The sequence below is a fragment of the Bacteroides sp. AF39-11AC genome (assembly GCF_003474285.1).
GTDB lineage: Bacteria > Bacteroidota > Bacteroidia > Bacteroidales > Bacteroidaceae > Bacteroides.
Genome location: NZ_QROH01000006.1, coordinates 124,694 through 148,024, shown reverse-complemented (window position 1 = coordinate 148,024; position 23,331 = coordinate 124,694). Strand labels below are relative to the sequence as shown.

At 40.3% G+C, this 23,331-nt stretch carries 14 protein-coding genes; 13 read left to right on the top strand and 1 reads right to left on the bottom strand.

Features of this window, described 5'->3' with window-relative positions; all coding sequences use genetic code 11:
- The first annotated feature begins 73 nt into the window (after positions 1 to 73).
- From DW036_RS14310 to DW036_RS14265, 10 genes are all read left to right on the top strand, one after another.
- Complete coding sequence (locus DW036_RS14310; protein ID WP_118464993.1) at positions 74 to 2,824, top strand: heparinase II/III family protein; 2,751 nt, start codon at positions 74 to 76, stop codon at positions 2,822 to 2,824.
- 306 nt (positions 2,825 to 3,130) lie between these two features.
- Positions 3,131 to 5,920 carry a two-component regulator propeller domain-containing protein gene (locus DW036_RS14305; RefSeq protein ID WP_118464992.1) on the top strand — a complete coding sequence of 930 codons (2,790 nt, stop codon included), beginning with the start codon at positions 3,131 to 3,133 and terminating at the stop codon, positions 5,918 to 5,920.
- A 95-nt stretch (positions 5,921 to 6,015) separates the two neighbouring features.
- Entirely contained in the window at positions 6,016 to 7,272 is a 1,257-nt protein-coding gene (locus tag DW036_RS14300) for an ATP-binding protein (RefSeq protein WP_118464991.1), read from the top strand.
- A 213-nt stretch (positions 7,273 to 7,485) separates the two neighbouring features.
- Complete coding sequence (locus DW036_RS14295) at positions 7,486 to 8,001, top strand: sigma-70 family RNA polymerase sigma factor (protein ID WP_118464990.1); 516 nt, start codon at positions 7,486 to 7,488, stop codon at positions 7,999 to 8,001.
- A 45-nt stretch (positions 8,002 to 8,046) separates the two neighbouring features.
- On the top strand, positions 8,047 to 9,303 hold the full coding sequence (locus tag DW036_RS14290) for a DUF4959 domain-containing protein (protein WP_118464989.1): 1,257 nt from the start codon (positions 8,047 to 8,049) through the stop codon (positions 9,301 to 9,303).
- Between the two features lie 32 nt (positions 9,304 to 9,335).
- Entirely contained in the window at positions 9,336 to 12,698 is a 3,363-nt protein-coding gene (locus DW036_RS14285; protein ID WP_118464988.1) for a TonB-dependent receptor, read from the top strand.
- A 23-nt stretch (positions 12,699 to 12,721) separates the two neighbouring features.
- Positions 12,722 to 14,728, top strand: coding sequence for a RagB/SusD family nutrient uptake outer membrane protein (locus tag DW036_RS14280; protein WP_118464987.1), 2,007 nt, complete (start codon positions 12,722 to 12,724; stop codon positions 14,726 to 14,728).
- A gap of 46 nt (positions 14,729 to 14,774) precedes the next feature.
- Complete coding sequence (locus DW036_RS14275) at positions 14,775 to 15,161, top strand: hypothetical protein (protein ID WP_118464986.1); 387 nt, start codon at positions 14,775 to 14,777, stop codon at positions 15,159 to 15,161.
- A 75-nt stretch (positions 15,162 to 15,236) separates the two neighbouring features.
- A complete protein-coding gene (locus DW036_RS14270; protein ID WP_118464985.1) occupies positions 15,237 to 16,538 on the top strand; it encodes a matrixin family metalloprotease in 1,302 nt (433 codons plus the stop codon).
- A 247-nt stretch (positions 16,539 to 16,785) separates the two neighbouring features.
- The gene (locus tag DW036_RS14265) at positions 16,786 to 18,216 is read left to right on the top strand and encodes a glycosyl hydrolase family 28 protein (protein WP_118464984.1); all 1,431 of its coding nucleotides are present in this window, start codon (positions 16,786 to 16,788) and stop codon (positions 18,214 to 18,216) included.
- 135 nt (positions 18,217 to 18,351) lie between these two features.
- Here the strand turns inward: DW036_RS14265 and DW036_RS14260 are convergent, their stop codons facing one another.
- Entirely contained in the window at positions 18,352 to 18,687 is a 336-nt protein-coding gene (locus DW036_RS14260; RefSeq protein WP_118464983.1) for a Spy/CpxP family protein refolding chaperone, read from the bottom strand.
- Positions 18,688 to 18,899: 212 nt separating this feature from the next.
- On the opposite strand from DW036_RS14260, the gene DW036_RS25765 reads away from it, so the two are divergent.
- From DW036_RS25765 to DW036_RS14245, 3 genes are all read left to right on the top strand, one after another.
- The gene (locus DW036_RS25765; RefSeq protein ID WP_187374616.1) at positions 18,900 to 20,489 is read left to right on the top strand and encodes a hypothetical protein; all 1,590 of its coding nucleotides are present in this window, start codon (positions 18,900 to 18,902) and stop codon (positions 20,487 to 20,489) included.
- A 636-nt stretch (positions 20,490 to 21,125) separates the two neighbouring features.
- Positions 21,126 to 22,436 carry an ATP-binding protein gene (locus DW036_RS14250; protein WP_118464982.1) on the top strand — a complete coding sequence of 437 codons (1,311 nt, stop codon included), beginning with the start codon at positions 21,126 to 21,128 and terminating at the stop codon, positions 22,434 to 22,436.
- A 356-nt stretch (positions 22,437 to 22,792) separates the two neighbouring features.
- Positions 22,793 to 23,320 carry a hypothetical protein gene (locus DW036_RS14245; RefSeq protein ID WP_118464981.1) on the top strand — a complete coding sequence of 176 codons (528 nt, stop codon included), beginning with the start codon at positions 22,793 to 22,795 and terminating at the stop codon, positions 23,318 to 23,320.
- Positions 23,321 to 23,331: the final 11 nt, after the last annotated feature.

Here is a 23,331-nt window from a genome sequence, read left to right as displayed (position 1 = left end):
TTGAAGAATTCAGTTGAGTGATTATCCACCCTCATCCGTATATTCTTTAAACACCTAATGTTATTGATAAAATATGAAAGCACTTAGTTTATTGATATGCCTTCTCTTTTCAGGGATATTACAAGCTCAGGAGGCGGCAATCGCCTTCCAGCAGCAATTGCCGAACAGCCATCCACGTTACCTGACAGACAGCAATGGTAAAAGTGAAACCCTAAATCTGATAGAAAAAGAAGATTGGGCAAAAGACGTATTTGAGAAATTGAAAAGGCGCACCGATCTTTATGCTAACCTGACAGACGCACAGCCGGACTGGTTACTTTCACGTCTTGCCATGTATTGGAAGTCTCATGCTACGGATGTATATATAAAAGGTGAAACCTTCGACCATGCCGGAGGTGAAAAAGCGCCGGCACCCACCGTTCGCTATACCGGCACGCGCGGCACATTTGCCACCCACGGACGTCCCCGTCTGGAAGATGTAGTGCCATACGATGATGATGCGGAAGGAAATGTTACATTCTGTAACAATGCCCTGCCCGGCCGCCCAATGGAGAGTGTACATCCTTCTAAAACCGGTCGTAACATTGAGAGTCTGAACCGAGAAATCATGGGTATCGCCCGTGATGCCGCCTTCCTTTACTGGCTTACCGGAGAAGAAAGATATGCAAAACTTGCCGCCGGAGTATTCGATACCTATATGACCGGTATCTATTACCGGAATATCCCCATCGACCTCAACCACGGACATCAGCAAACCCTGGTAGGCATGAGTTCTTTCGAGGTTATTCACGAAGACATTCTTTATGATATCGTTCCCCTTTACGATTTCCTGTATGACTACCTGAATGCCCGGCATACCGACAAGATGGATATATACGCAGGAGCTTTCAAGAAATGGGCAGACAATATCATTGCAAATGGTGTTCCTCACAACAACTGGAACCTGATGCAGGCTCGCTATGTCATGAATATCGGTATGATACTGGAAAACAATAAGCAATATGCCGATGGTAAAGGACGCGAATATTACATTGATTATGTACTCAACCGTTCCAGTATCCGCCAATGGAGTCTGAATAAATTAGCCGATTATGGCTTCGATCCGAAGACAGGTATCTGGGCCGAATGTCCCGGATACAGCAATGTAGTACTGAATGACTACACCAGCTTTGCTACCCTCTTCGACCGGAATCTGAATTATGACCTGGTAAAAGCAATGCCGGTTCTTTCTAAAGCGGTAGTCGCTACTCCGCAATATTTATTCCCCAACCGGATGATCTGTGGTTTCGGCGATACCCACCCGGGGTATCTGAACACCAATCCTATATCCCGCATGATACGAAATGCACAGCACAACGGTAAAAAAGAACAGGAAGAATATTTCACTGCCATGCTAAAATGCTTCCATCCCGATGCGGGAAAAAACAAAGACAATAAAAAAAGTGTCCCCGTTTCTATCAGTTCTTTCTTTGATGAAAAGCCATTGGAACTGAATCCCAATATCGAAGCCGGAAAAATAGAACAATATGTCTCTCCCCTCTTCTATGCACCGAACGTTTCCTGGTTGGTACAACGAAACGGAATGAATCCCCGTAACAGCCTTATGATATCTCTGAATGCCAGTGAAGGAAACCACATGCACGCCAATGGCATATCCATGGAACTTTATGGTAAGGGATATGTTCTGGCTCCCGATGCCGGAATCGGCCTTTACTTATACAGCGGACTGGATTATCTGGAATATTATTCTCAATTTCCCAGTCATAACACGGTTTGCGTGGATGGCATTTCCAGTTACCCGGTTATGAAAAGTAATCACTCCTTTGATCTTAAATCCAGTTTCCCTGTTTCTTCCGAACCGGGAAAAGCTTTCACTTCCGTAACCTATAGCGATGTTTCTTTCCGTGAACCGGAAAGCCGTGCCGACCAGACCCGTATGATGAGTATCGTCACTACCGGTCCGGAAACCGGTTACTATGTAGATATCTTCCGCAGCCGGAAAGAACGTGGTGGTGATAAAATGCATGATTATTTCTATCATAATCTGGGGCAAACCCTAACACTGACAGGCACAGACGGTGCAGACTTGAATTTGCACCCCACCGAAGAACTGGCCTTTGCCGGTGCTCACCTTTATGCTTATTCTTATATCTATGATAAGAAGTCGGCTACTACCGACAAAGACATAAAAGCTACATTTACCATTGCCATGCCCGACAAGGATGACATTTCAATGAACTTGTGGATGAAAGGAGAAACAGACCGGGAAGTTTTCACCGCCTTGTCTCCCATGACGGAAGGTTTGAGCCGTACCCCGGGGATGCCATATAATATAAAAGAACAGCCTACCCTGACATTTGTAGCCCGCCAGAAAGGAGAAGCCTGGAACCGACCATTCGTCGCTGTCTATGAGCCTTCATCTGTAAAAGAACCCGGCTGCATTACCGAAGTAAGTTTCCCCGAAGTAAAAAGTAAAACGGAAAACAGTGCCACCAGCATATGTGTTGTACAGAAAGATGGACGTATAGATTATATCCTATCATCAGATAACCCCACGGATATCTGCACCAGTGGAAAAATGAGTGCACAAGCCACCTATGCTTTATGGGGAAATAAAAAGGGCGATGATTGCACCTTCTTTTTAGGACATGGAACTTTGCTAAGTACCCCGAATGTAGTTATCAAGGCGGAAACTCCCGCAGATGTATTACTGGAATTCAAGAAAGGGGCATGGTACTACACTGCATCGACTGATTGCACCGTCAGTATTCAAAAGAAAACGTACAAGCTAAAAGCCAATACAGAGGAAAAGATATTGAAGTAGAATTTTATTTAATGATTAATTGATTGTATTATATAATTAGAAAAAGAAATAGCAAAAGCATCAAGGTTATATCAACTTCCTATCGAAACCTTGTCAAGTCCGTATCATCTCCATGTCTATAGCCAAGGAGAAGGTACGGACTTGACAGGGACTTGGTACGGGCTTGGCATGGACTTGGTCATAAAACAACAGATCGGCAGAGGATTTCCGCCCTCTGAATTATCATTCTAAACCTAAACGTTTTCGTTCTTTTTCCTTATATTTGCTTGCAGAAACATAATACATAGAAACGAAATATAATATATAGTGAAAAACATATCAAAATATACCATCCTATTATTCCTACTGTTTAGCTTCCTGCCGGGCTATTCCCTCCCCTCTGTATTCCGGGGACTGTCCGTCACCGAAGGACTGTCCGACTTAGTAGTGAATGCACTTTATAAAGATTCCATTGGTTATGTTTGGATAGGTACCGGCAATTCTCTGGAACGTTTTGACGGCACACGCCTGAAACATTTCCTGATTTCGGGAGCAAATGAAAAGATCAAGCGAGTCAATGCCATTGCCGAAATGGAAGGCAACCAGATATGGATGGGAAACGGCATGGGACTTTGGCGGGTGAATACCGAAAAAGATATTCTCGAACCGATTGCTGCCGAAACATTACACTACGGTGTCCGCACACTTCTACCCGATGGAAAAGGTACTTTATATATAGGTAGCGAAGCCGGTCTGTTTATCTATAAAAACGGGAATCTGGACCAGGTACTTATAGACCCCAATGTCCTTTCGGCCTCTAATGTCATCACCGGACTCACTCTGGGTGAAGAAGGTCTTCTCTGGATATCCACCAACGACGGACTTTATTCCCTAACATTGGCTGACAAGAAAATTACCCCGTATCATAATATAGTAGAGGACAAACATTTTTGCTCTTACAATAACATCACCCGTATTGGCAACGTAATTTACCTGGGTACAATGGGGCAAGGCATCATCTGTTTCGACATACAGACGCATAAGTTTAAGCATTTTGTCGACGTAGGCTGTAATGTGATATCTTCCTTATCCAGTGATGGTAAAGATATGTTGTATGTGGGTACCGATGGAAACGGGGTTCATTTCATTTCGACCCAACAAATGAAACTTCTACGCTCTTTCCGCCATGAACCGGGAAAAGAAGAAAGTATCCGGTCCAACTCCGTATACTCACTTTTGGTAGATCGTGACGGCCTCATCTGGATAGGCTTCTATCAGCTGGGACTGGATTACAGCCTATACCAAAGCGGACTTTTCTCTACTTACAGTTATCTCCCGTATTTTGACTCCAAAGATATGCCCGTCCGCAGTATCGCAATCACTGAACATGAAAAGTTAGTCGGCTCCCGCGACGGTTTATTCTACATAAACGAAGAGCAACGGCGTTTCAAAAACTTTAAATCTCCCGAATTGCGTTCCAGTATGATCTTCTGTATCTACAAGTTTCAGGATAAATACTATATCGGAACTTATGGCGGCGGCATGTACATATTCAATCCTGCTGATCTTACTATCCACGACTTCGAACCTGGTGAACCGCAACCTTTCATGCGGGGACAGATTTTCTGTATAAAGGCTGATGCAAAAGACCAATTGTGGATAGGTACCTCAATGGGGCTCTATTGCTATAAGGATGGAAAAAGAATCAAACACTACACCAGTGCCAACTCCAAACTACCTGAAGGGAATGTTTACGAAATCTATTTCGACTCCACCCATAAAGGATGGATTTGTACGGAAAATGGCATGTGTATCTGGGACCCCTCTTCCGAAAGTCTGAAAACCGACATCTTCCCGGAAAACTTTATTCATAAAGAAAAGATCAGAGTTGTATATGAAGACTCCGACCATAATCTTTATTTCCTGCCGGACAAAGGCAGTATGTGTATATCCGATCTCTCCATGAGCCGTTTCAGAAGGTTGCAACCTGATACACAACTGGAAGGAAAAGATGGTATGTTCATATTGGAAGATGACGAAAAATGGCTCTGGATAGGAACCAATAACGGACTCTACCGCTACGACAAGAAAGAAACTTTTATTCCTTACAATTTCATAGACGGTATTCCCAGTTCTATTTTCACATTGTGCCCTCCCGTACAGGACCAGCAGGGCAATATATGGATGGGAAATTCCAAAGGTCTGATTTATATGAATTTCAAGGAAAATAATCAGATGAAAAGATACACTTATCCACTGACTATTACAGATATTTACGTCAACGGAAAGAAGTCGCTTCATCCTGTTATTGAAAGTGGAAAAGTTCCTGAAATACAACTTGAATCTTCCCAAAACAACCTGACTTTTCATTTCTCCGGTTTTACCTATACCGAACCGGCTTATATGACTTATGAATATAAATTGGAAGGTGAAGATGAAGACTGGCAGATACTGACCGGAAAGTCGGAAATTACTTATTATGATTTGTCATCCGGAAACTATCTTTTTAAGTTACGTTATATCGGAAACCCTGATTCTGAAGTATGTACAGCTGTCCACATTACCTACCCTGTAGAAACATGGAGTATTATTGCTATCTCTATAGCTTTAATCTTTATCGGATATATCTACTATCACCGAAAAAGGAAAGCTCAACAAATCAAAGTCATTCAACCTCAATTGCCGAAGGAAATACAGGAAGTTGAGAAGCAAGAAAAGATAGCTGAAGTAAAATACAAAACCAACAAGATAAGTGTAGAGGAATGTCAGCACCTGACCGAGAAACTGGAAGCCCTGATGCACCGTGATAAGCCTTACACCAACCCCGATTTGAAAATAGCTGACCTGGCAACTATGCTCGGCAGATCGGCCCATACCCTATCCTATCTATTCAATCAACATTTGAATCGTAATTATTACGATTACATCAATGACTACCGTATTGAGGAATTCAAACGTCTTATCAATGAAGACGAGTATTCCAAATATACGCTGGGGGCACTTTCCGAACTCTGTGGTTTCAGTTCACGCGCCTCTTTTTTCCGCTACTTCAAGAAAGCTACCGGCATCACTCCCAATGAATATATCCGGAGTATCGGAAAGAATAACAACGAATAATCCATAATATTAAGATATACTTCATTATTTTCCGCAATTATCTTTCAGTATATTGAAAGATAATTGCTATTTTTGTTGCAATAAACAGAAAGAACATGGAAAAAAGAGTTATTAAAAACTTGATAATAGAAAAGCAACGTGAAATTCCTCAGATGGAACTCATGCCCAGAACGCTCGAACTGGAAGACACATGCAACTATGTATTTGTCGGATTACGACGTGCCGGAAAATCCTATCTCATGTTTCAGCATATACAAAGTTTGTTAGCCACAGGAAAGGCTACAATAGAAGATGTGCTTTATATCAATTTTGAAGACGAACGAATAGCACCTATACAGGCAGAAGAACTCAACTTACTGTTGGAAGCCTATCATGAAATGTACAATAACAAACCACTGATCTATCTGGACGAAATTCAGAATGTAGCAGGTTGGGAAAAATTTGCCCGCCGACTGGCAGACTCTAAATATAAAGTGTTTATCACTGGAAGCAATGCGCAAATGCTGAGCAGGGAAATGTATACCACACTCGGCGGAAGATACATCCCAATAGAAGTCTTTCCCTTTTCTTTCTCCGAATATCTGCAATACCACCAATTCTCCTTATCACACAATTGGGAGTATGATATTTCAGTAAAAACAGATTTGGTGAAATTGTTTCAACCCTATTTCTACTATGGTGGTTTTGCTGAAACATTTCCACTCAAAGATAAACGTTCCTGGCTGAACTCCCTATTCCAAAAAATACTTTTGGGAGACGTTATATCAAGAAATGACATACGAAATGAAAGTGCTATCCGCCTGATCGTAAGAAAGCTGGCAGAAAGCGTCATGCAGCCCCTGGCATTAGCACGTATTCTGGGAGTTATCAAATCTGCAGGTTGCTCACTGTCGCACAATACACTTGTAGACTATCTGCAATATCTGAGCGACGCTTATCTCATTTTCGGAATTTCCAACTATTCTGATAAACTAAGTGAAAAGGAAAGCATCAAAAAAAGATACTTCTTCGATAATGGCTTATTGAATACTTTCATCATCGAACCGGAAAGCAAATTACTGGAAAATCAAGTGGCCATTGTCTTAAAAAAGAAGTACAGTAATGGTTTATACTACTATAACAAGAACGTAGAAGTAGATTTCTATATTCCGGAAGCAAGAACAGCCATACAAGTATCCTATACTTTATCGCAAAGCGATACCCGCGAACGCGAAATCAAAGCACTTCTTAAACTTTCTCAGGTATACCCAGTCGACAAATTGCAAATCATCACATGGGAAGAGGACTCTGTTATTGAAGAAGAAGGGCTTCACATCGAAATACTCCCCTTGTGGAAGTGGCTTCTCGAATAAAGATACATCCAAATTCCTTCACAGAGTCTCAAATTATTAGTTGACACTATGAGTCTCAAATTATTAAGTCGCTATTTATTAGTGACTTAATTTATTTTTAGTCCAACTTAATGAAGTGAGATTTGTTAAGCCCTCTAAAGAAATGTTTTCTATTTTTTAGCTTTTATATTTGCAATCGTAACGCTAATGTAAAACGTAACCAAAGTCTGAAACATGGAAAACCCAACGATGACATCCACTCAATTAGTAGCCGACTCTTACGCGAATTATCATCGCTCTGTTTATCTCTATATCTATTATAGAATAAATAGTAAAGAGGAAGCCGAAGATTTATCTCAAGACGTATTTCTGCGTCTGATGGACTACAAGAAAATGCTTCGTCCGGACACCGTGAAATATTTCATTCACACCATAGCCCGCAACCTGGTGAACGACTACTTACGCCGCCACTATAAGAAACAGGAAATAACCTCTTATATGTATGAGCATGCAGTAACCTACACGAATGAAACCGAAAGTCAGATTATTGCAAAGGATTTACTATCCTTAGAAAAGCGTAAACTACAAATGCTTTCCGATCAACGCAGGAAAGTCTATGTACTGAATCGCTTTCAAGATAAATCTGTCTCAGAAATTTCCATGAGTCTGAATATCTCCCATCGTACGGTTGAGAACCATTTGTTCGCCAGCCGTAAGGAGATACGAGAATTCATCAAACAATGCATCTAATTAGATTAATTATAAGACTCTATTTTAATTTTAAATTTAAGAATTATGAAGAATGATTTTCTAAAGTTCTCATCGAAAAGAAATCTGCTCTCTGCGATGATTATTTGTTGCCTATCTTTCGCGTTTAGTTCTTGTGATGACGAAGAAGGGCGAATCAAAATTGATGATTCGGCACCAGCCAAAGTCACCAACATTACTGCGACTCCCGGTCCGGGAGAGGTCATGCTGTCCTGGACTAATCCAAGTTCCTCCAGCTTTATGTATACAAAAATAGAATATACAAATGCAAGAGGAGAAAAGAAATACACAATGGTATCTAAAGAAAAAGCCAATGAAAACAATGTTTCCACAGCCACAATCAAAGGCTTTGCAAATACCAATGAACAAAAGTTCGAAATATTTGCCTGCTCTGTAAGAGGGAACAATGCTGGAGCTGTTGAAGTATCTCAATCACCAGGTAGCCCTGCTTTCCTAGAAGTAGTCAAAACTGTCAGTCTCGAACCAGTACTCGGTGGTGTACTTGTAAATTATGAAAACAAGTATAACAGTACTATTCTGATAGCATTGAACTTCTATGAAGCAGATAATGAAAGCAAGGCAGGCTCCATCAAGTTTGAAGCTCCAGCCAATTCGAAAGGTCCACAACTCGTAATGCTTACCAACGACAGCAGCAAAGAGTTTTTGAATGGCGAATGTATTGTCAAAGTCAGTGCTGAAGATGAATACGATAATGCATCAGAAGCCAAAGAATTAAGAGCAACACCTATACCTGCCGTAAAGTTCGACCGTAGCAACTGGAGTTTCCCCGGATACAATGAAAATTCCAGTGATGGCACTATAGGTTACAGTTCACAAGAAGCTATAGGTGAAGGCGACAAAGACGGTTTAAAGAACGGACGTGTAGCTTCTATGATAGATGGTAGCCTGAACACTTACTGGCATGCTTCATGGAAAACTCCTTCAACCAGTTATCCGCATTGGTTCATCCTTGATATGGGTAAAGAAGTCACGATAGCAAGTGTGGAACTAACACGCCGCCAAGGTGATGCCAGAGGACAAAAAGGGCAGATAATTTATACTTGTACCGAAGCCGGCGCAACTGATGCAAACAATCCGGACAGTTGGAGATGGGTTGATCATGGTTCATTTGTCTTTAACCCGAATATTGATGTTCCGCAATCCTGTGGTTTAACGACAACGCCCAAAGCCAGATATATCAAAGTTTATTTCGGAACAGAACATAAAGGCAGTGGCGCTCAGGCAATGCTTGCCGACCTGAACGTATATGGTGCCGAAGAATAAATCTAATACTAATAAGTAAACATATTTATATCATGAGAAAAAGAATCATATTTGCGACAGCTTTATGCCTGACAATAGCATCCCCTGCATATAATGTTCAGGCAGCAACAAATGTGGCACAAGAAATGAAGCAAGAAGGTACCATACGTGGTAAGGTCATTGATAATACCGGAGAACCCGTCATCGGTGCCAATGTCACGGTAAAGGGCACGACTAACGGAACCATTACCGATATAGACGGAAATTTCACTTTAACCAATGCCAAAGGAACTTTAGTGATTTCCTTTATTGGCTATAAAACCGTGGAAGTTCCCATCTCAGGAAAAAACACCATCAATGTCAAGTTACAAGAAGATTCCGAACTATTGGATGAAGTAGTTATCACCGGTTATGGTAGTGCCCCGAAAGCATCTTTAACCAGTGCCATCACACAAGTGAAAGGTGAAGATGTATTCAAAAACAGAGGTATCGCCAATACGACTGTAGCTCTTCAAGGCGAAGTTCCGGGATTGGTTGTAACACGCAGCTCTACCCGTCCGGGTAGCGAAGGAGCTGCAATAAAGATTCGTGGTGATGTTTCTTTAAATGGTAATGATCCGCTGGTCATCATAGATGGCGTTGCCGGTTCATTAAGTGAATTGAACTCTATGGATGGCAATGATATTGAAAACATTTCTGTACTGAAGGATGCTTCGGCTGCTATCTACGGTGCACGTTCCGCGTCCGGTGTAATATTGGTGACTACCAAACGTGGTAAAAAAGGTAAAGCACAGGTATCTTACAGCGGTACTGTCAGTCGGACTATTAACGGTATTCAGGCACCTCTTACTAATAATCAAGAGTGGTTGGACATGTTCTTTGAGGCACAATATTATGATACGGCTGCCAGTAATCCGAATCTGACAGATCCTCGAGAAATTTATCAAAATATAAACTGGTGGATATTTAATAGTTTTGGAGGAGGATCAGTAGCAAAAAATAGCAAAGGTGAATGGAAACCAAACTACAAAGATATTGATCCAGATACCAATGCTCCTATGATGTATAAAGGTGACAAACTCTTCAATGCTTTACGAACAGGAAGATCTCTTTTTGCACAAAACGGGAGTAAGATTGAAAGTTGGATGCCTAACAACTATATGTTGGATGCATTCTATGGACAAGCAACGTCACATAAACATTCAGTCAGTATTTCCGGAGCAGATGAGAAATTTGCATATAGAGCCTCTTTAAGTTATAGTGATGCTCAATCACAGTTAAAAGTAGCCGAAGACGGTGAAAAGAAATATGGAGCGCGTTTGAATACGGATTACCAGCCGACTGACTTTTTAAAGTTTGAAACAGGTATGTCCTACGAAAAAAGAGATGTCACAACTCCAAGTACAGACGTAGGCGGTGGATATTTTGATCCCTGGTTCTGGGCTCTATTAAATGAAAACGGAGATGCTTATGATACTTTCAGCGGAAATCGTAATCCCTATGGTGGGTTGCTACAAGGTGGTCGGAACAACACTTCACTCGCTACTTTTCGCGCTACGGGAAAGGTAACATTCGATTTTGACAAATGGGTAAAAGGATTCGATATTTCAGCCACCGGTGCTTATAAACTGGTTCGTGAAGATTATACGGAACAGAAAAACGCAGTACAATATTATGACTGGGTAGGAAATCCAACTGGCAATAAGCAAGGTCCCGGTTCACTGAAAGAGCAAAACAAAAAATGGGAAAATGTTACTTTGGGAGCATTTGCCAATTATGACCGTACATTTATGAATGTTCATCATGTAAAAGCTATGTTAGGTATGTCTGCTGAACAGGAAACTTACAAACAAATTGGTGCAGTACGTAAGATGGGTCCCCTTTATCCCGGTTCCGATTTGGTCGACTTGGATGTATGGGTTAACGGTACCAACAATGAAGCCTACGGTGGACAAAGTTCATGGGGATTCGTTTCTTATCTTACCCGCTTGAACTATGACTATGCCGGTAAATACTTGTTTGAGTTCTTGGGACGTCGTGATGGTTCTTCCAAATTAGTGAAAGAACAGCGTTGGAAAAATTTCTATTCGGTTTCCGGTGGCTGGATTATCTCAAATGAAGACTTTATGAAAGATTTTACTTGGTTGAGTAACTTGAAGCTACGTTACAACTATGGCAAAATGGGTAGTGTGAACGGCATCGGCAACTACGAATCTTATGCACTTATCAAAACTGAAGGTACTTTACTGGGTGTCAGTCCTTCCTCCCATACCTCATTAAAACTGGATGGTATGCGTTCAAACGAACGCAGTTGGGAAACGATTGAAAGTCATAATGCCGGTATAGATATTGCTTTTCTGGATAATCGGTTGAGCGGGTCATTCGATTACTTCGTAAAGACCAATACAGGCATGTTTATCAGTGTTACTTATCCTTCTATCCTCGGAGCCGGTGCACCCAAAAGTAACGATGGCAAGTTCCGTACAAAAGGTTGGGAAGCAATGGTAAACTGGAGAGATCAAATCGGCAGCGTGAAGTACAATTTAGGTTTTTCTTTGGCAGATTATAAATCAAAGGTATTGCAATTTACAGATATGACCAACGTTCCATTTCCGGGAAGTTTAGGTAGTGGTGACCGTATTGAAAACTGGAATGGCAATGCAAAGAATTACTATCTGGTAGGCAGATCCCTAACACCGGTTTACGTATTCCAGACAGACGGTATTTTCCAGACTCAAGAAGAAGTCGATGCATATTATGAAATGTATTATTGGAATGCCGATCACACCGCACCGAAAGCAGGTAACATCATTCCTGCACCAGCTGATTCGGGTACCGGCCGTCTCCGCCCGGGTGCTCGCAAGGTGGTCGACCTGGATGGTGACGGTGTCATTACAAAGGATGACATTTATTATGCAGGTGACAGAGACCCACATCTTACTTTCACTATCAAAGCCGGATTGGAATGGAAAGGAATTGATGTTAATGCCTTCTTCCAGGGAGTGGGAAATCAAGTGATTTTACGTCAAGGTCAGATACCATACCTTTGGAGGACTAACTACGTAATGCAAAACAAAACCTATATGGGTAAGACATGGACTCCAGACAATCCCAATGCTGAATACACTATTGCCTCACGTGATCAAAATTTCAACTCATGGAATTACCAATATAAAGATATCAGTTTACAGAAAAACAGATACATCCGTCTGAAATCACTGGTAGTAGGCTATACCCTCCCCCAACAGTGGACAGCTAAAGCCGGACTAAGCAGGGTACGACTCTATTTCTCGGGTGACGATTTGTGGGAATGGACCAAAGTTAAGGACGGCTACGATCCTGAATACGGTGCAGAAACCAATAACTCTTTCCCGTTCAGCCGTTTACTGTCATTTGGCGTAGATGTAACTTTCTAAATGAACCCTTAAATACGAAAGATATGAAAAGTATAATAAACAAAATATTTATAGCTTCGGCATTGACTCTTTTTTTGTCAGCTTGCAGTGATTTCCTAAACAAAGAGCCTTTATCGCAGGGCACGGAAGCAATTGTCTTCAAGACTCCTGAGCATTTCGAACAGGCAGCTTATAATTTATACGACCTGTATGGGTGGGATTATAATGCTATGGATCGCAACCTTGATATTTCAGGTTTGGGAAGTAACGGTGGTGGTACTGCTCCCGAAAGTAGTGGCAGTTGGGGAGGCCCTTATGGGCAAATCCGTAATTGTAACATCTTGCTCGAAAAAGCGCAGACTTATGCAGGAGATCAGAGTGCAATAGCTCATGCTGTAGGAACTGCTTACTTTTTTCGTGCTTGGCAATACTTTAAACTTTTGAAAACATACGGAGGGGTTCCTATTGCAGACCATTCTCTGGATTTATCGGATCCCACACTGCACGCTCCTCGTAATAGCCGTTATGAAGTAGCCAATTTTATTATCAATGATTTGAAAACAGCTATTTCATTACTTACGAAAGAATCAAAGATTCCCGATGCAGACAAAGGAAAAATAAGCAAAGAAGCCGCCCAAGCTTTCCTGGCAAGAGTAGCTCTGTATGAAGGAACGTGGGAAAAGTATGTACCAAACATAGGATACGACCTCGATGGTGACGGTAACAATACAGGAGCGGGTACTGTAAAGCCAGAAGGCTATCCTTCTGTAACGGATTTGCTGACTCTGGCAAAGGATATGTCAAAAGAAGTTATTAAAGAAGCTGAAACCGGAACTTACAAGCTCTGGAATGAATGCGACTCATTGAGTTATTTCTATCTCTTTAACATTGATGACACGGATGGTAATATTCCTAACTTCAAAAGCAAAGGAAAAGCTACTAACAAAGAATTTATCATTTATAAGAAATACGATTACAACTTGGGAAGACCGAATAAAAACATATCGCATACTGTCATTGTAGGTTTAGCCACGTCTATCAGCCAACAGTTCGGCGAATCCTTCTTGTGCCGCAACGGTCTTCCTATCCGTATCAGTTATACCGGTGACATGGCAAATGCGCAGAATAACCCGCAGTTTGGAGGATATAAAACATTCGTCAGCGAATTCCGCAACCGTGACTATCGCTTTGTAGGGTGTACCACTTCTATCCCTGACCGTACATTCTGGAGCAGTCGTACAGAAGACGGACGTCAATTAACAGCTGCCGGAAAGCCTTATCCTGATCCGGTTTTCCCTCAAAGCAATGACGTTTATAATCCCAGTGACCCTGCCTACAGTAGTTCTTGCGCCGTATTTAAACCCACTCTGCGCAACAATAGTACCGCTACCGGCTATAGTAGTCGTAAATACCTGATCGAAGGAGCCAATCGCCCAACTAATACGGAATCGGCAGACTATCCCAACCTTCGCTTAGCCGAAGTGCATTGCATCTATGCAGAAGCTACTTGCGAGTTGGGTAATGGAAGCATTTCTGATGAGGAGTTGAATTTCTCAATCAACAAGAATCGCGCCCGTGCTGGTGTAGCACCCTTAACTAATGCTTTGATTGCCAACATTTGGGATGCAGGGTATTGGGATTACGAACAGAATAAAACAGTTTGCAAAAAAATGACTATGCTAGATGAAATCCGCCGTGAACGTACTTGCGAACTCTTTGGAGAAGGTCACCGTTTGGATGACTTGAAGCGCTGGGGTATTGCACATATCAATTTGGTAGGTCAAAAACTGGGGCATTACGTACTTGGAACAGCTTATGAAACTGAAAAAGCGAATGATGCCACTTATTTCGGAGAACCTTGTTACTATCCCGAAAAATATCCTCTTAGATATGGCATTTACGAAGGAACAGGTAAAAATGATCCTGATTATGGACGTTCCATAGCCAATGACCCAACTACCCTAACCTTTGGACAACGCGATTATCTGACTCCCCTACCTTTGGACCAGATGCGACTGAATACAACTCTGAAACAGAATCCAGGGTGGTGATGGTTAAAATAGAATGATTATTATATAGATTAAAAATAATAGCTTTATGAAAAATTTAAAATATATTCTGGCATTCGTGCTTCTATTGCCGTTTTTAGCGTCATGCGAAGACGATGAAGTGGGTAATCCTAATGTTAGTTCTCAAGACTTTGTAACAGTCAGCAACCGTACGGCCCGTCTTTCTCTGGACAATACATCCGGCATGTATGTATTAGATGAATATGTGAAAGCCGATACACTTAATTATGAGACTTGCATTTTCATGGTTGACCGTAAGGTAGATCAAGAAAAAGTAAAAGCCTTGGGTAATGTGACGGATGTAGTCTTTAGCGGTACAGGCATGAAAACGGATTATCGACCAGCCGAAGCACAAAATGGTAAGAAATGCTATTTGATACTACTGAACAATATTGCTGCAAAGAAAAATCAATAACGTATAATTTAACGCCTGCAATTATTCTTGAATGATTAATTGCAGGCTATATTTCTTAATTTTAATCTTTTTAGTATGAAATATTATAAATTCAAGGGGGGCATTTTGCTATTATTAGCAGCAATGATTAGCGCATGTAACAATGAAAGTAATTTCTTTTTAGAAGAAGGCCAACCAGTAACAAGATCAGCTATATATAGTAATGAGAATGACTCCACGGAGTATGAAACAAGGGTTATCTATGATAGTAATTTGCGGTATATACTTAATGATTATCGTTGGAATAAGAAATCATTTAAGTATTATTTTCTCAATAATTCCTCGCAAATAGATGGCTTGGCTGCTCGTGCAGCCGTACAGGCTGCCTTTTGGGAGTGGAGTAAAGATTTAAATGTGTCATTTTACGAAGTTAATTCAAAGAATGATGCAGATATTGAAATTGGTTGGTTCAGTAATTCTCCTCATGAAGATAATTGTTCTTTTGATGCTAGCGCATTGGCACATACTGTTACAACTTATAATAGAAATACTCATATTGTTGTAAAACAACAACTTCATTTTAATGAGAATTATTCGTTTGACACTACTGGAAATACGCATGACTTGATGAGCGTGGCACTTCATGAGATTGGTCATGTTCTTTGTATTGGTCATTCAAACGATTATTCTGCTGTAATGTATCCTTCTTATAAAGGTGTACAAAGAACTTTATCTAAAGACGATTGGTTAGCAGGCTGGAGTATGTATCCATATCAAACAAATTTTAGAATAGAAGGTAATACAACTTTTGAAGACAATGCTGTCTATACAGTGACAGGTTTGCTTCCGGAGTATTCAATCGACCATTGGAGTGTCAATTGCGAATATTCAAATACTTTTTATGCAATGGACACCAAAACAGAAACAAGAGAGTTTATAGATCAAGATTTAACTTTAACGAATTGGTATCCTAATTACCGACTGCAGCAATATACATTGACTGCAACAATTAGAAATAATAAGTATAATGTTATTCTTTCTAATATGCCAGTTTCTTATATCACATATAATTGTTATCCTTCATCTTCTTATGGAGAATTATGTTGTAATACTCAAACTCAATATATCATTATACAGTCGAGTGGAAGTAGTAGTGAAAAATTAGATTTTGGAACAAATGATAATTTAGATGCCCAATTAGTTTATTTAGAAGACAATGGTCCATTGTGCTATTCTTCAGTGAATCCTAATTTTGGATTTTGGATAAATAGTCGAAAATATGATTATAGTGGAAACATCAAATTATATAAAACAGATATAGACCAATATGGCTATATTGATGTAGATGTATATTTTGGAACAAGAAGTGAAAGATTTAGTATAGCTGTCCAGCAATAATATCTATATTATTTTATAAATATACTTACTAATATTTCACAAAATTCATTTGAAAGGGCGTCATTAATAGACACCCTTTTTCTAGAAAAACTTATTTTCCATCATATTATTTGAATATACTTTCCCCAGCATTCGTATATTTGCATATCTCAACTTCAAGCATAAAACAGTTATCTGGAATATTGAATAGGTGAATTTCTTTTCTCGTTCGTATCATAAATGAAAGAACTATTATATAACTATAAAAATGAGACTAAATAAATTTATTGCTATAACAAGCATCCTGTTGGGTACCACCCACAATGCAAATTCTCAGAACCAATTAGTTACCTATCCGGCACCGGAAGGAGCCGAACTCATGAACGACTTCACCATCCAGGTAAGAGAAACAGGAAAAGACTGGAAACCGGTAGATACCTATATGGTTAAAGTAGATGAAGTGCGCGGTACTAAACATCAGGTAGAAAAAGCCTCCATGAGCTATTTCGACTTCTCCGGCGAAGTGGAAGTATCGGTAACCTTCAACCATGGCACTATTCAGACAGGGTGCGTTCGTCCACTCTCTTACCAAATCACTCCTTCCATATCCGGCAGCACCATGACCTTCAAACTGGATCGTCCGCGTAACTTGTCGGTAGAAGTGAATGGAGATATATTTCATAATCTCCATCTGTTTGCCAATCCGATAGATAAGAATAAACCTAAGAAAATAAAAGATAAAAATCTGATCTATTTCGGCCCGGGCATACATACTTTCCCGGGTGACACGCTAAATGTACCATCCGGAAAGACTGTCTATGTAGCAGGAGGGGCAGTAGTGAAAGGCCTTATCCAGATAGTCAATGCACAGGATGTGAAAATATTGGGAAGAGGAATCGTGATTCCTGACCGCTGGGCCGGACTGCGCATTGTCAATTCCAAGAATGTAACGATAGAAGGCGTAATCAGTACCCAGTGTCCCACCGGAGGCTCAGACAGCGTAACGATACGGAATGTAAAAGTCATCAGTTCCTACGGTTGGGGAGACGGACTGAATGTCTTCGCCAGCAACAATGTACTGTACGATGGTGTATTCTGCCGTAATTCCGACGATTGCACCACAGTTTACGGCACACGTATGGGTTTCACCGGTGGCTGCAAGAATATTACTATGCAGAACTCTACCCTTTGGGCGGACGTGGCACATCCCATATTCATCGGTATCCATGGAAACACAAAGAATCCTGAAGTTCTGGAAAACCTGAATTATATCAATATAGATATTCTGGATCACAAAGAGAAACAACTGGATTATCAAGGCTGCCTCGCCATCAATGCGGGAGACAACAACCTGATCCGTAACGTTCGTTTTGAGAATATCCGGATTGAGGATTTCAGACAAGGGCAACTGGTTAATCTACGCATTTTCTTTAACGAGAAGTACTGTACAGCCCCTGGTAGAGGCATTGAAGACATTTTGTTTAAGGACATCTCCTACACGGGAGAGAATGCGGAAGTTTCCATGATTATCGGCTATGATAAAGAACGGAAAGTGAAAAACATTCGTTTTGAGAACTTGCAAATAAACGGTGAAGTGATTTATGATGACATGCCTAATAAGCCTAAATGGTATAAGACCGGAGATATGGCACGCATCTTTGTGGGCGAGCATACGGAAGGGGTGACATTCAGTAAATAACCGCTTGAGAGATATGCAATAAAGATTATATACTTATATTTTTCATCCGCAGATGACACAGATTTCACGGATCTGTTTTTTAATTAAAATCCGTGTTTCTGCGTCATCTACGGATGAAAAATAGCTTATAGAAGATTATTTTCCTCTTCTCTGTCCTCTCTGAGGTCTCATGCTCTGATACTTCTTATACTGTTCATCGGTCAGAATCTTTTTTAGTTTTGCATCCGCCTCATTACGCTTCTTCTCCATTTCCTCGCGTGAAGGTCTTTCGCCCGAAGCATCTCTGTTTGGTCTCATTTCCTCCATTACTGCCTTGAATTCTTTAGCCTGAGTTTCATTCAGTCCCAGGTCAGTTACCATCTGTTCGATGCGTTTTGACGGATCAGGACGTTCGCCTCTGTTTTCCTGTGCCATACCTACAGCCGTCCCCAAAAACAGGGCAAGGGCCAAAGTTAAAATTTGCTTCTTCATAATTCTATTCATTTAAAAGTGAGTTAATTCCATTCTATTTATGAAACACGTATCTATGACAATATTTCCGGAATATAGTTTAATCCATAAATAGAAAAATCGACTAACAGAAGTTTTTTATCGATGAAAAAGAAAGTATTTATAACCAAAGCTTTACCTTTACATAAAAAGGAATTACTTTTGCATATATCACTTACCTTCAATTACAAACTATGGCCCGAAAATTATTACTTTTCCATCTGCTATCCTTCTGCTGTCTGCTTTCGGCAAATGCAACCGGACAGATTCCCGATTTAATCATCATCGGAAAAGACACCCTGATGCTACTGGAATGTCCCATAGAACATGACTCAATCCTCCGCCGACAAGTGGGTGAACGTTTATCTAACGAAAACTCCAGTACAGATTGCTGGAGAGGTTATCAAGCTCTGTGGCAGATTGAAAATGGCGAGTTAAGCCTTATACAAATAGAAGACGGCAAAAGCCTCTATACCCACATTCCTAAAATAACGGTAAATATGAACGGCATTTTCGACAAATACCGAAACAAAGAAGGGAAAGTGATAGCTACCTGGTTCAGCGGAAAACTAAAAGTAGTTTCCGGCAAAATGATTCATTATGTTCACTTCGGATTTATGCGGGAACACGAACATGAGACGGACTATCAGGTAGAACAAGGAAAGATTATTTCGCAGACCAGCTATCAAAACTCACTAAAGAAAGGAACGTCTATAGAAGAAGTGATGTCCTTTCTCACGACACAATTCAATGGAGACCGTTTTCCCGAATTAGCTAACCGCAGAGTATTCGTTTATATTAATGTTTTACCCAAAATGGATGGCAGTATCGACCATGTAAAAATCCATATACACCCGGATAGCATTACAGAAGAACGTAAGAAACTCTATGCGGAACAGATAGCTACGGCACTGCATAAAGTCCCCCGATGGGATGTGCTTACCGTACGAAATGAAATATGGGAAGTGGCAAATACGGAAGCATTGTATTTATGGAAAGGAAAAGGCTGCAAAGCCCTCTATCAGAAAGAACAGGTAATGGATACTTTACTATACAACGATACCGTTTATGCCTTGCGGGGATTTCCGCTTCAATATGATATGAACCTTTATGAAAAAGTAAAACCCTATTTAAAAGAAGAATGGAGAAACGATTGCTTCCGGGGCTATACCGGACAGTGGAAAATAGAGAACGGCAAGCTCTACCTTACTAACTTATTTTACGGAATAAGCACCTCCCCTCTCCCGCTCGACTCCATCTTCGGTACAGCGGACAAGCAACCGATAGAGGCTTCCTGGTTTTCCGGAGAACTCTATTTGATATGCGGAGGCAGGCTCATAGACAGTTACGGATTTAGGGATGTATTTAAAAAGGAAATATTCTGCGAAATAAAAGAGGGAAAAGTCATCCGGCAGAAAACTTACAATAATTCGTTCACCTTGGGAAATAGAGAAGCTTTGAAACAATGCGAGGAGAAACTACAGGCAACAGAGATATGGAGTAAATTCCCGGAACTGAAAGGAAAATCGGTGCATTGCCGCTATCAGATAAGCCTGCGACCGGATGGAACAACCGATTCAACTACCTGTACCGCATATGTGAATGGATGTGATTGGAGTCAAGGTCCCCAAAGATACCATGAAGAAATTACCAACCAGGAACATCCGTATATCCGGATTTTCAAGAAAGCATTGCAAACTGTTCCTCGATGGGACGTTCTGTATATCCGTGATAAAATCAGGGAATATGAAAATTGGATAGATGGTAAAAGATGTGACGATTAAATAAAAACAAGATTCAAGAGCTACAACTCATCATCAGGTATTAATTTGTTTTGCATTAGGGACTATTCTGTTTCCTCCTAAGGAACATCCCGTTCACCCTTAGGAATGATTGGGTCTTAACCTTGGTCAACCGCCCTGTTAACCTTGGTTGCTCGGCCTGTCGACCTTCATTAACGAGCCTGTTGACCAAGGTTAACACCCAATAAGACTTACTATAAAGACACAAAAGAAGCAGGGCAAAGTCAAGTGACTCCCTGTGTATTCCTCAATTACTATTGAAGCTTTTACTCTGATATGAAGGGGATTTCAACTCCTACTCCACTTTATCATTCAGGAAACTTTCAAGCTGCCTTGCATAATTAAATAGAAGGTTATACAACTAAGAGCTAATCGTTGAAATATAGACAAATATTCAATATTAAAAGACTGAATAAAGTCTAAAACCAAAGGAAAAATAGAGTTATTTTAGGTCAAAACCAAAGCTAAAATAAAAACATTTAGGACTAAAACCAAAGCTAAACTCAAGAAGAAAGAGCTCCACATTTTTTTTTGGCAACAAAACATAGAAAAACACTGAGCGTTTCCTTTCATTTAGGAAAGAATTTCATATTTTTGTCCTAAATAAAAGGAAACCCCATGAGAAAAGATGTTATTAAGTCGCTTTTTGCTATCAAGCAGAGTGAAATTCCTTTCGATGTAATTGAACGCGATACAAAGTTACCGATAGATCGCAAAAAAATTATCACTATCCCCGGTGTACGGCGCTGTGGTAAATCTACTTTGATGGAGATTGCCATAAATACGCTTGTCGAAAAAGGTGTGCCAAAAGAATATATTCTATGGTTGGGATTCGATGATGAACGTCTGAGAAGTATGACATCCGAAGAATTGGATGATGTCATTGCTTCATATATGGAAATGTATCCCAATATACCTATTAAAGATGTATATATGTTCTTTGATGAAATCCAACTCATCAAGGATTGGGAATATTTTATATTGCGAGTTTACAAAACTTACTGCAAAAATATCTATGTATGCGGTAGCAATGCAACAATGCTCTCAACGGAACTGAGTTCGGCATTGAGAGGATATCCACTTGAATATGAAACATATCCACTTTCATTCAATGAGTATTGCCGTTTCAGAGGAATCAGTACAAACAGCTACCTCGAACAGGACAGGGCAAAATTGAGAATCGCTTTCGAAGAATATAACCAGGAAAGTGCATTCCCAGAAATTGTACTGACCACCTCCCAATCAGAACGATTGAAACTATTGCATGGCTATTTTGATACAATGTTATTGAAAGATTTGGTTGAACACTACAAAATATCAAATGTAAGTGTAGTAAGATATTTTGTAAAGCGTATTATGGCGAATCTCACAAAACCGACATCAATAAATGCAATATATAAAGATATCAAGTCACAGGGGTTGAAAGTTGGCAAAGATGATCTATATCTATGGGCAAACTACATTTGTGACATATTTATGTTTGTTCGTATTTCCAAATATGATCGATCTTTGATTAAGGAACAAAAATCACTCGATAAGTATTACTGTATAGACAACGGCATACGGGGTGCAGTACTCCTGCCGCAAAGTAATGATAACGGAAAAAATTTAGAGAATACTGTTTTCATGCAACTGAATCGGACAAAATTACCCTCAGATAAGATTTCTTATTACCAGAGTAATGGTGAATGTGATTTTGTACTCCAACGCAATGATGCCGTAGTGCAACTGATACAAGTAACCTGGGATATGTCAGATGAAAATACTCGCGAAAGAGAGATTGGCGGAATTCTGGAAGCTTCAACTGCAACCGGATGTACCAATCTGCTTATCATCACCAAGGATGAAGAGACAGTTATCGTACGAGAAAGTAAGCAAATCAGTGTTGTGCCAGCCTGGAAATGGCTATTGCAGAACAAGTCTATTTAAAACTAAAACCCAAACAGAATTCTATTTGCCAAATAAAAATAATTAGCAGAATAGTGAAACAAATCTATGTTTTCATTGTTGGATTGTGAAAAAAACGTATCTTTGCAACAGAACACGCGACATGTGGTATATTATATATCTTGCATGTCCTCTTCCGGTACCAGTAAAATGTGGAAATTTAACTAAAAAACCGGATGAGCGTAGCCTGTATCAATTATTGGTACGGGCTTACTCTTCCTATTTTTAGAGGTATCCACATACCTACTGGTAGGGAAGGTGTAACGCCCCGTACCTTTATAATATAAAACCATTATAGCCGTATAGGGATTGATTTAAAACTTATAATCAAACACTATATGGCTAATTGGGTATCTATAAAATCAGTAGCCGAAAAATACGGCATACCGGAAGAGCAAATCCACGAATGGATCAGGCTCCGTTATTTGACATGTTCTTCTATAGACACAGAACCTTACGAAGACGAGAATCCGTTAGTAGATACTGACGAACTTGACAAGGCTCTTGAATTTAACTCACTAAAATCTTGTCCAGATGATGCTATTATGGTGAGAGTGCGAAAAGAGCACTTGAGTTGGCTCTATCAGGAGAGAGCACGCTTAGAAAAAATCAACAACTGTTTATTTGAGATCAATGATTATCACACCCAACGGGAAGCTGAGTTGGAAGAGAATTTTAAAAAGTTGATGAATTATACCAATGAAATCCTCGCGTTACATAAGAAAATGATAGAAGATTATGAGAACATGATGGAAAATCACGAGAACATAATGAAAGATTGCAAGAACATGAAGCTTGAGAAAGGGAGATTTTGGTCTTCCCTCTGCCACTTGTTTGTCACGAAAAAGAACAAAGCCCTCATCTAACCAATATATAC

What these genes read in the sequence shown, in the direction of transcription:
- DW036_RS14310 (WP_118464993.1), top strand. Translation starts at nt 74, where the DNA reads ATGAAAGCACTTAGTTTATTGATATGCCTTCTCTTTTCAGGGATATTA.
- DW036_RS14300 (WP_118464991.1), top strand. Translation starts at nt 6,016, where the DNA reads ATGGAAAAAAGAGTTATTAAAAACTTGATAATAGAAAAGCAACGTGAA.
- DW036_RS14295 (WP_118464990.1), top strand. Translation starts at nt 7,486, where the DNA reads ATGGAAAACCCAACGATGACATCCACTCAATTAGTAGCCGACTCTTAC.
- DW036_RS14290 (WP_118464989.1), top strand. Translation starts at nt 8,047, where the DNA reads ATGAAGAATGATTTTCTAAAGTTCTCATCGAAAAGAAATCTGCTCTCT.
- DW036_RS14285 (WP_118464988.1), top strand. Translation starts at nt 9,336, where the DNA reads ATGAGAAAAAGAATCATATTTGCGACAGCTTTATGCCTGACAATAGCA.
- DW036_RS14280 (WP_118464987.1), top strand. Translation starts at nt 12,722, where the DNA reads ATGAAAAGTATAATAAACAAAATATTTATAGCTTCGGCATTGACTCTT.
- DW036_RS14275 (WP_118464986.1), top strand. Translation starts at nt 14,775, where the DNA reads ATGAAAAATTTAAAATATATTCTGGCATTCGTGCTTCTATTGCCGTTT.
- DW036_RS14270 (WP_118464985.1), top strand. Translation starts at nt 15,237, where the DNA reads ATGAAATATTATAAATTCAAGGGGGGCATTTTGCTATTATTAGCAGCA.
- DW036_RS14265 (WP_118464984.1), top strand. Translation starts at nt 16,786, where the DNA reads ATGAGACTAAATAAATTTATTGCTATAACAAGCATCCTGTTGGGTACC.
- DW036_RS14260 (WP_118464983.1), bottom strand. Translation starts at nt 18,687, where the DNA reads ATGAAGAAGCAAATTTTAACTTTGGCCCTTGCCCTGTTTTTGGGGACG.
- DW036_RS25765 (WP_187374616.1), top strand. Translation starts at nt 18,900, where the DNA reads ATGGCCCGAAAATTATTACTTTTCCATCTGCTATCCTTCTGCTGTCTG.
- DW036_RS14250 (WP_118464982.1), top strand. Translation starts at nt 21,126, where the DNA reads ATGAGAAAAGATGTTATTAAGTCGCTTTTTGCTATCAAGCAGAGTGAA.
- DW036_RS14245 (WP_118464981.1), top strand. Translation starts at nt 22,793, where the DNA reads ATGGCTAATTGGGTATCTATAAAATCAGTAGCCGAAAAATACGGCATA.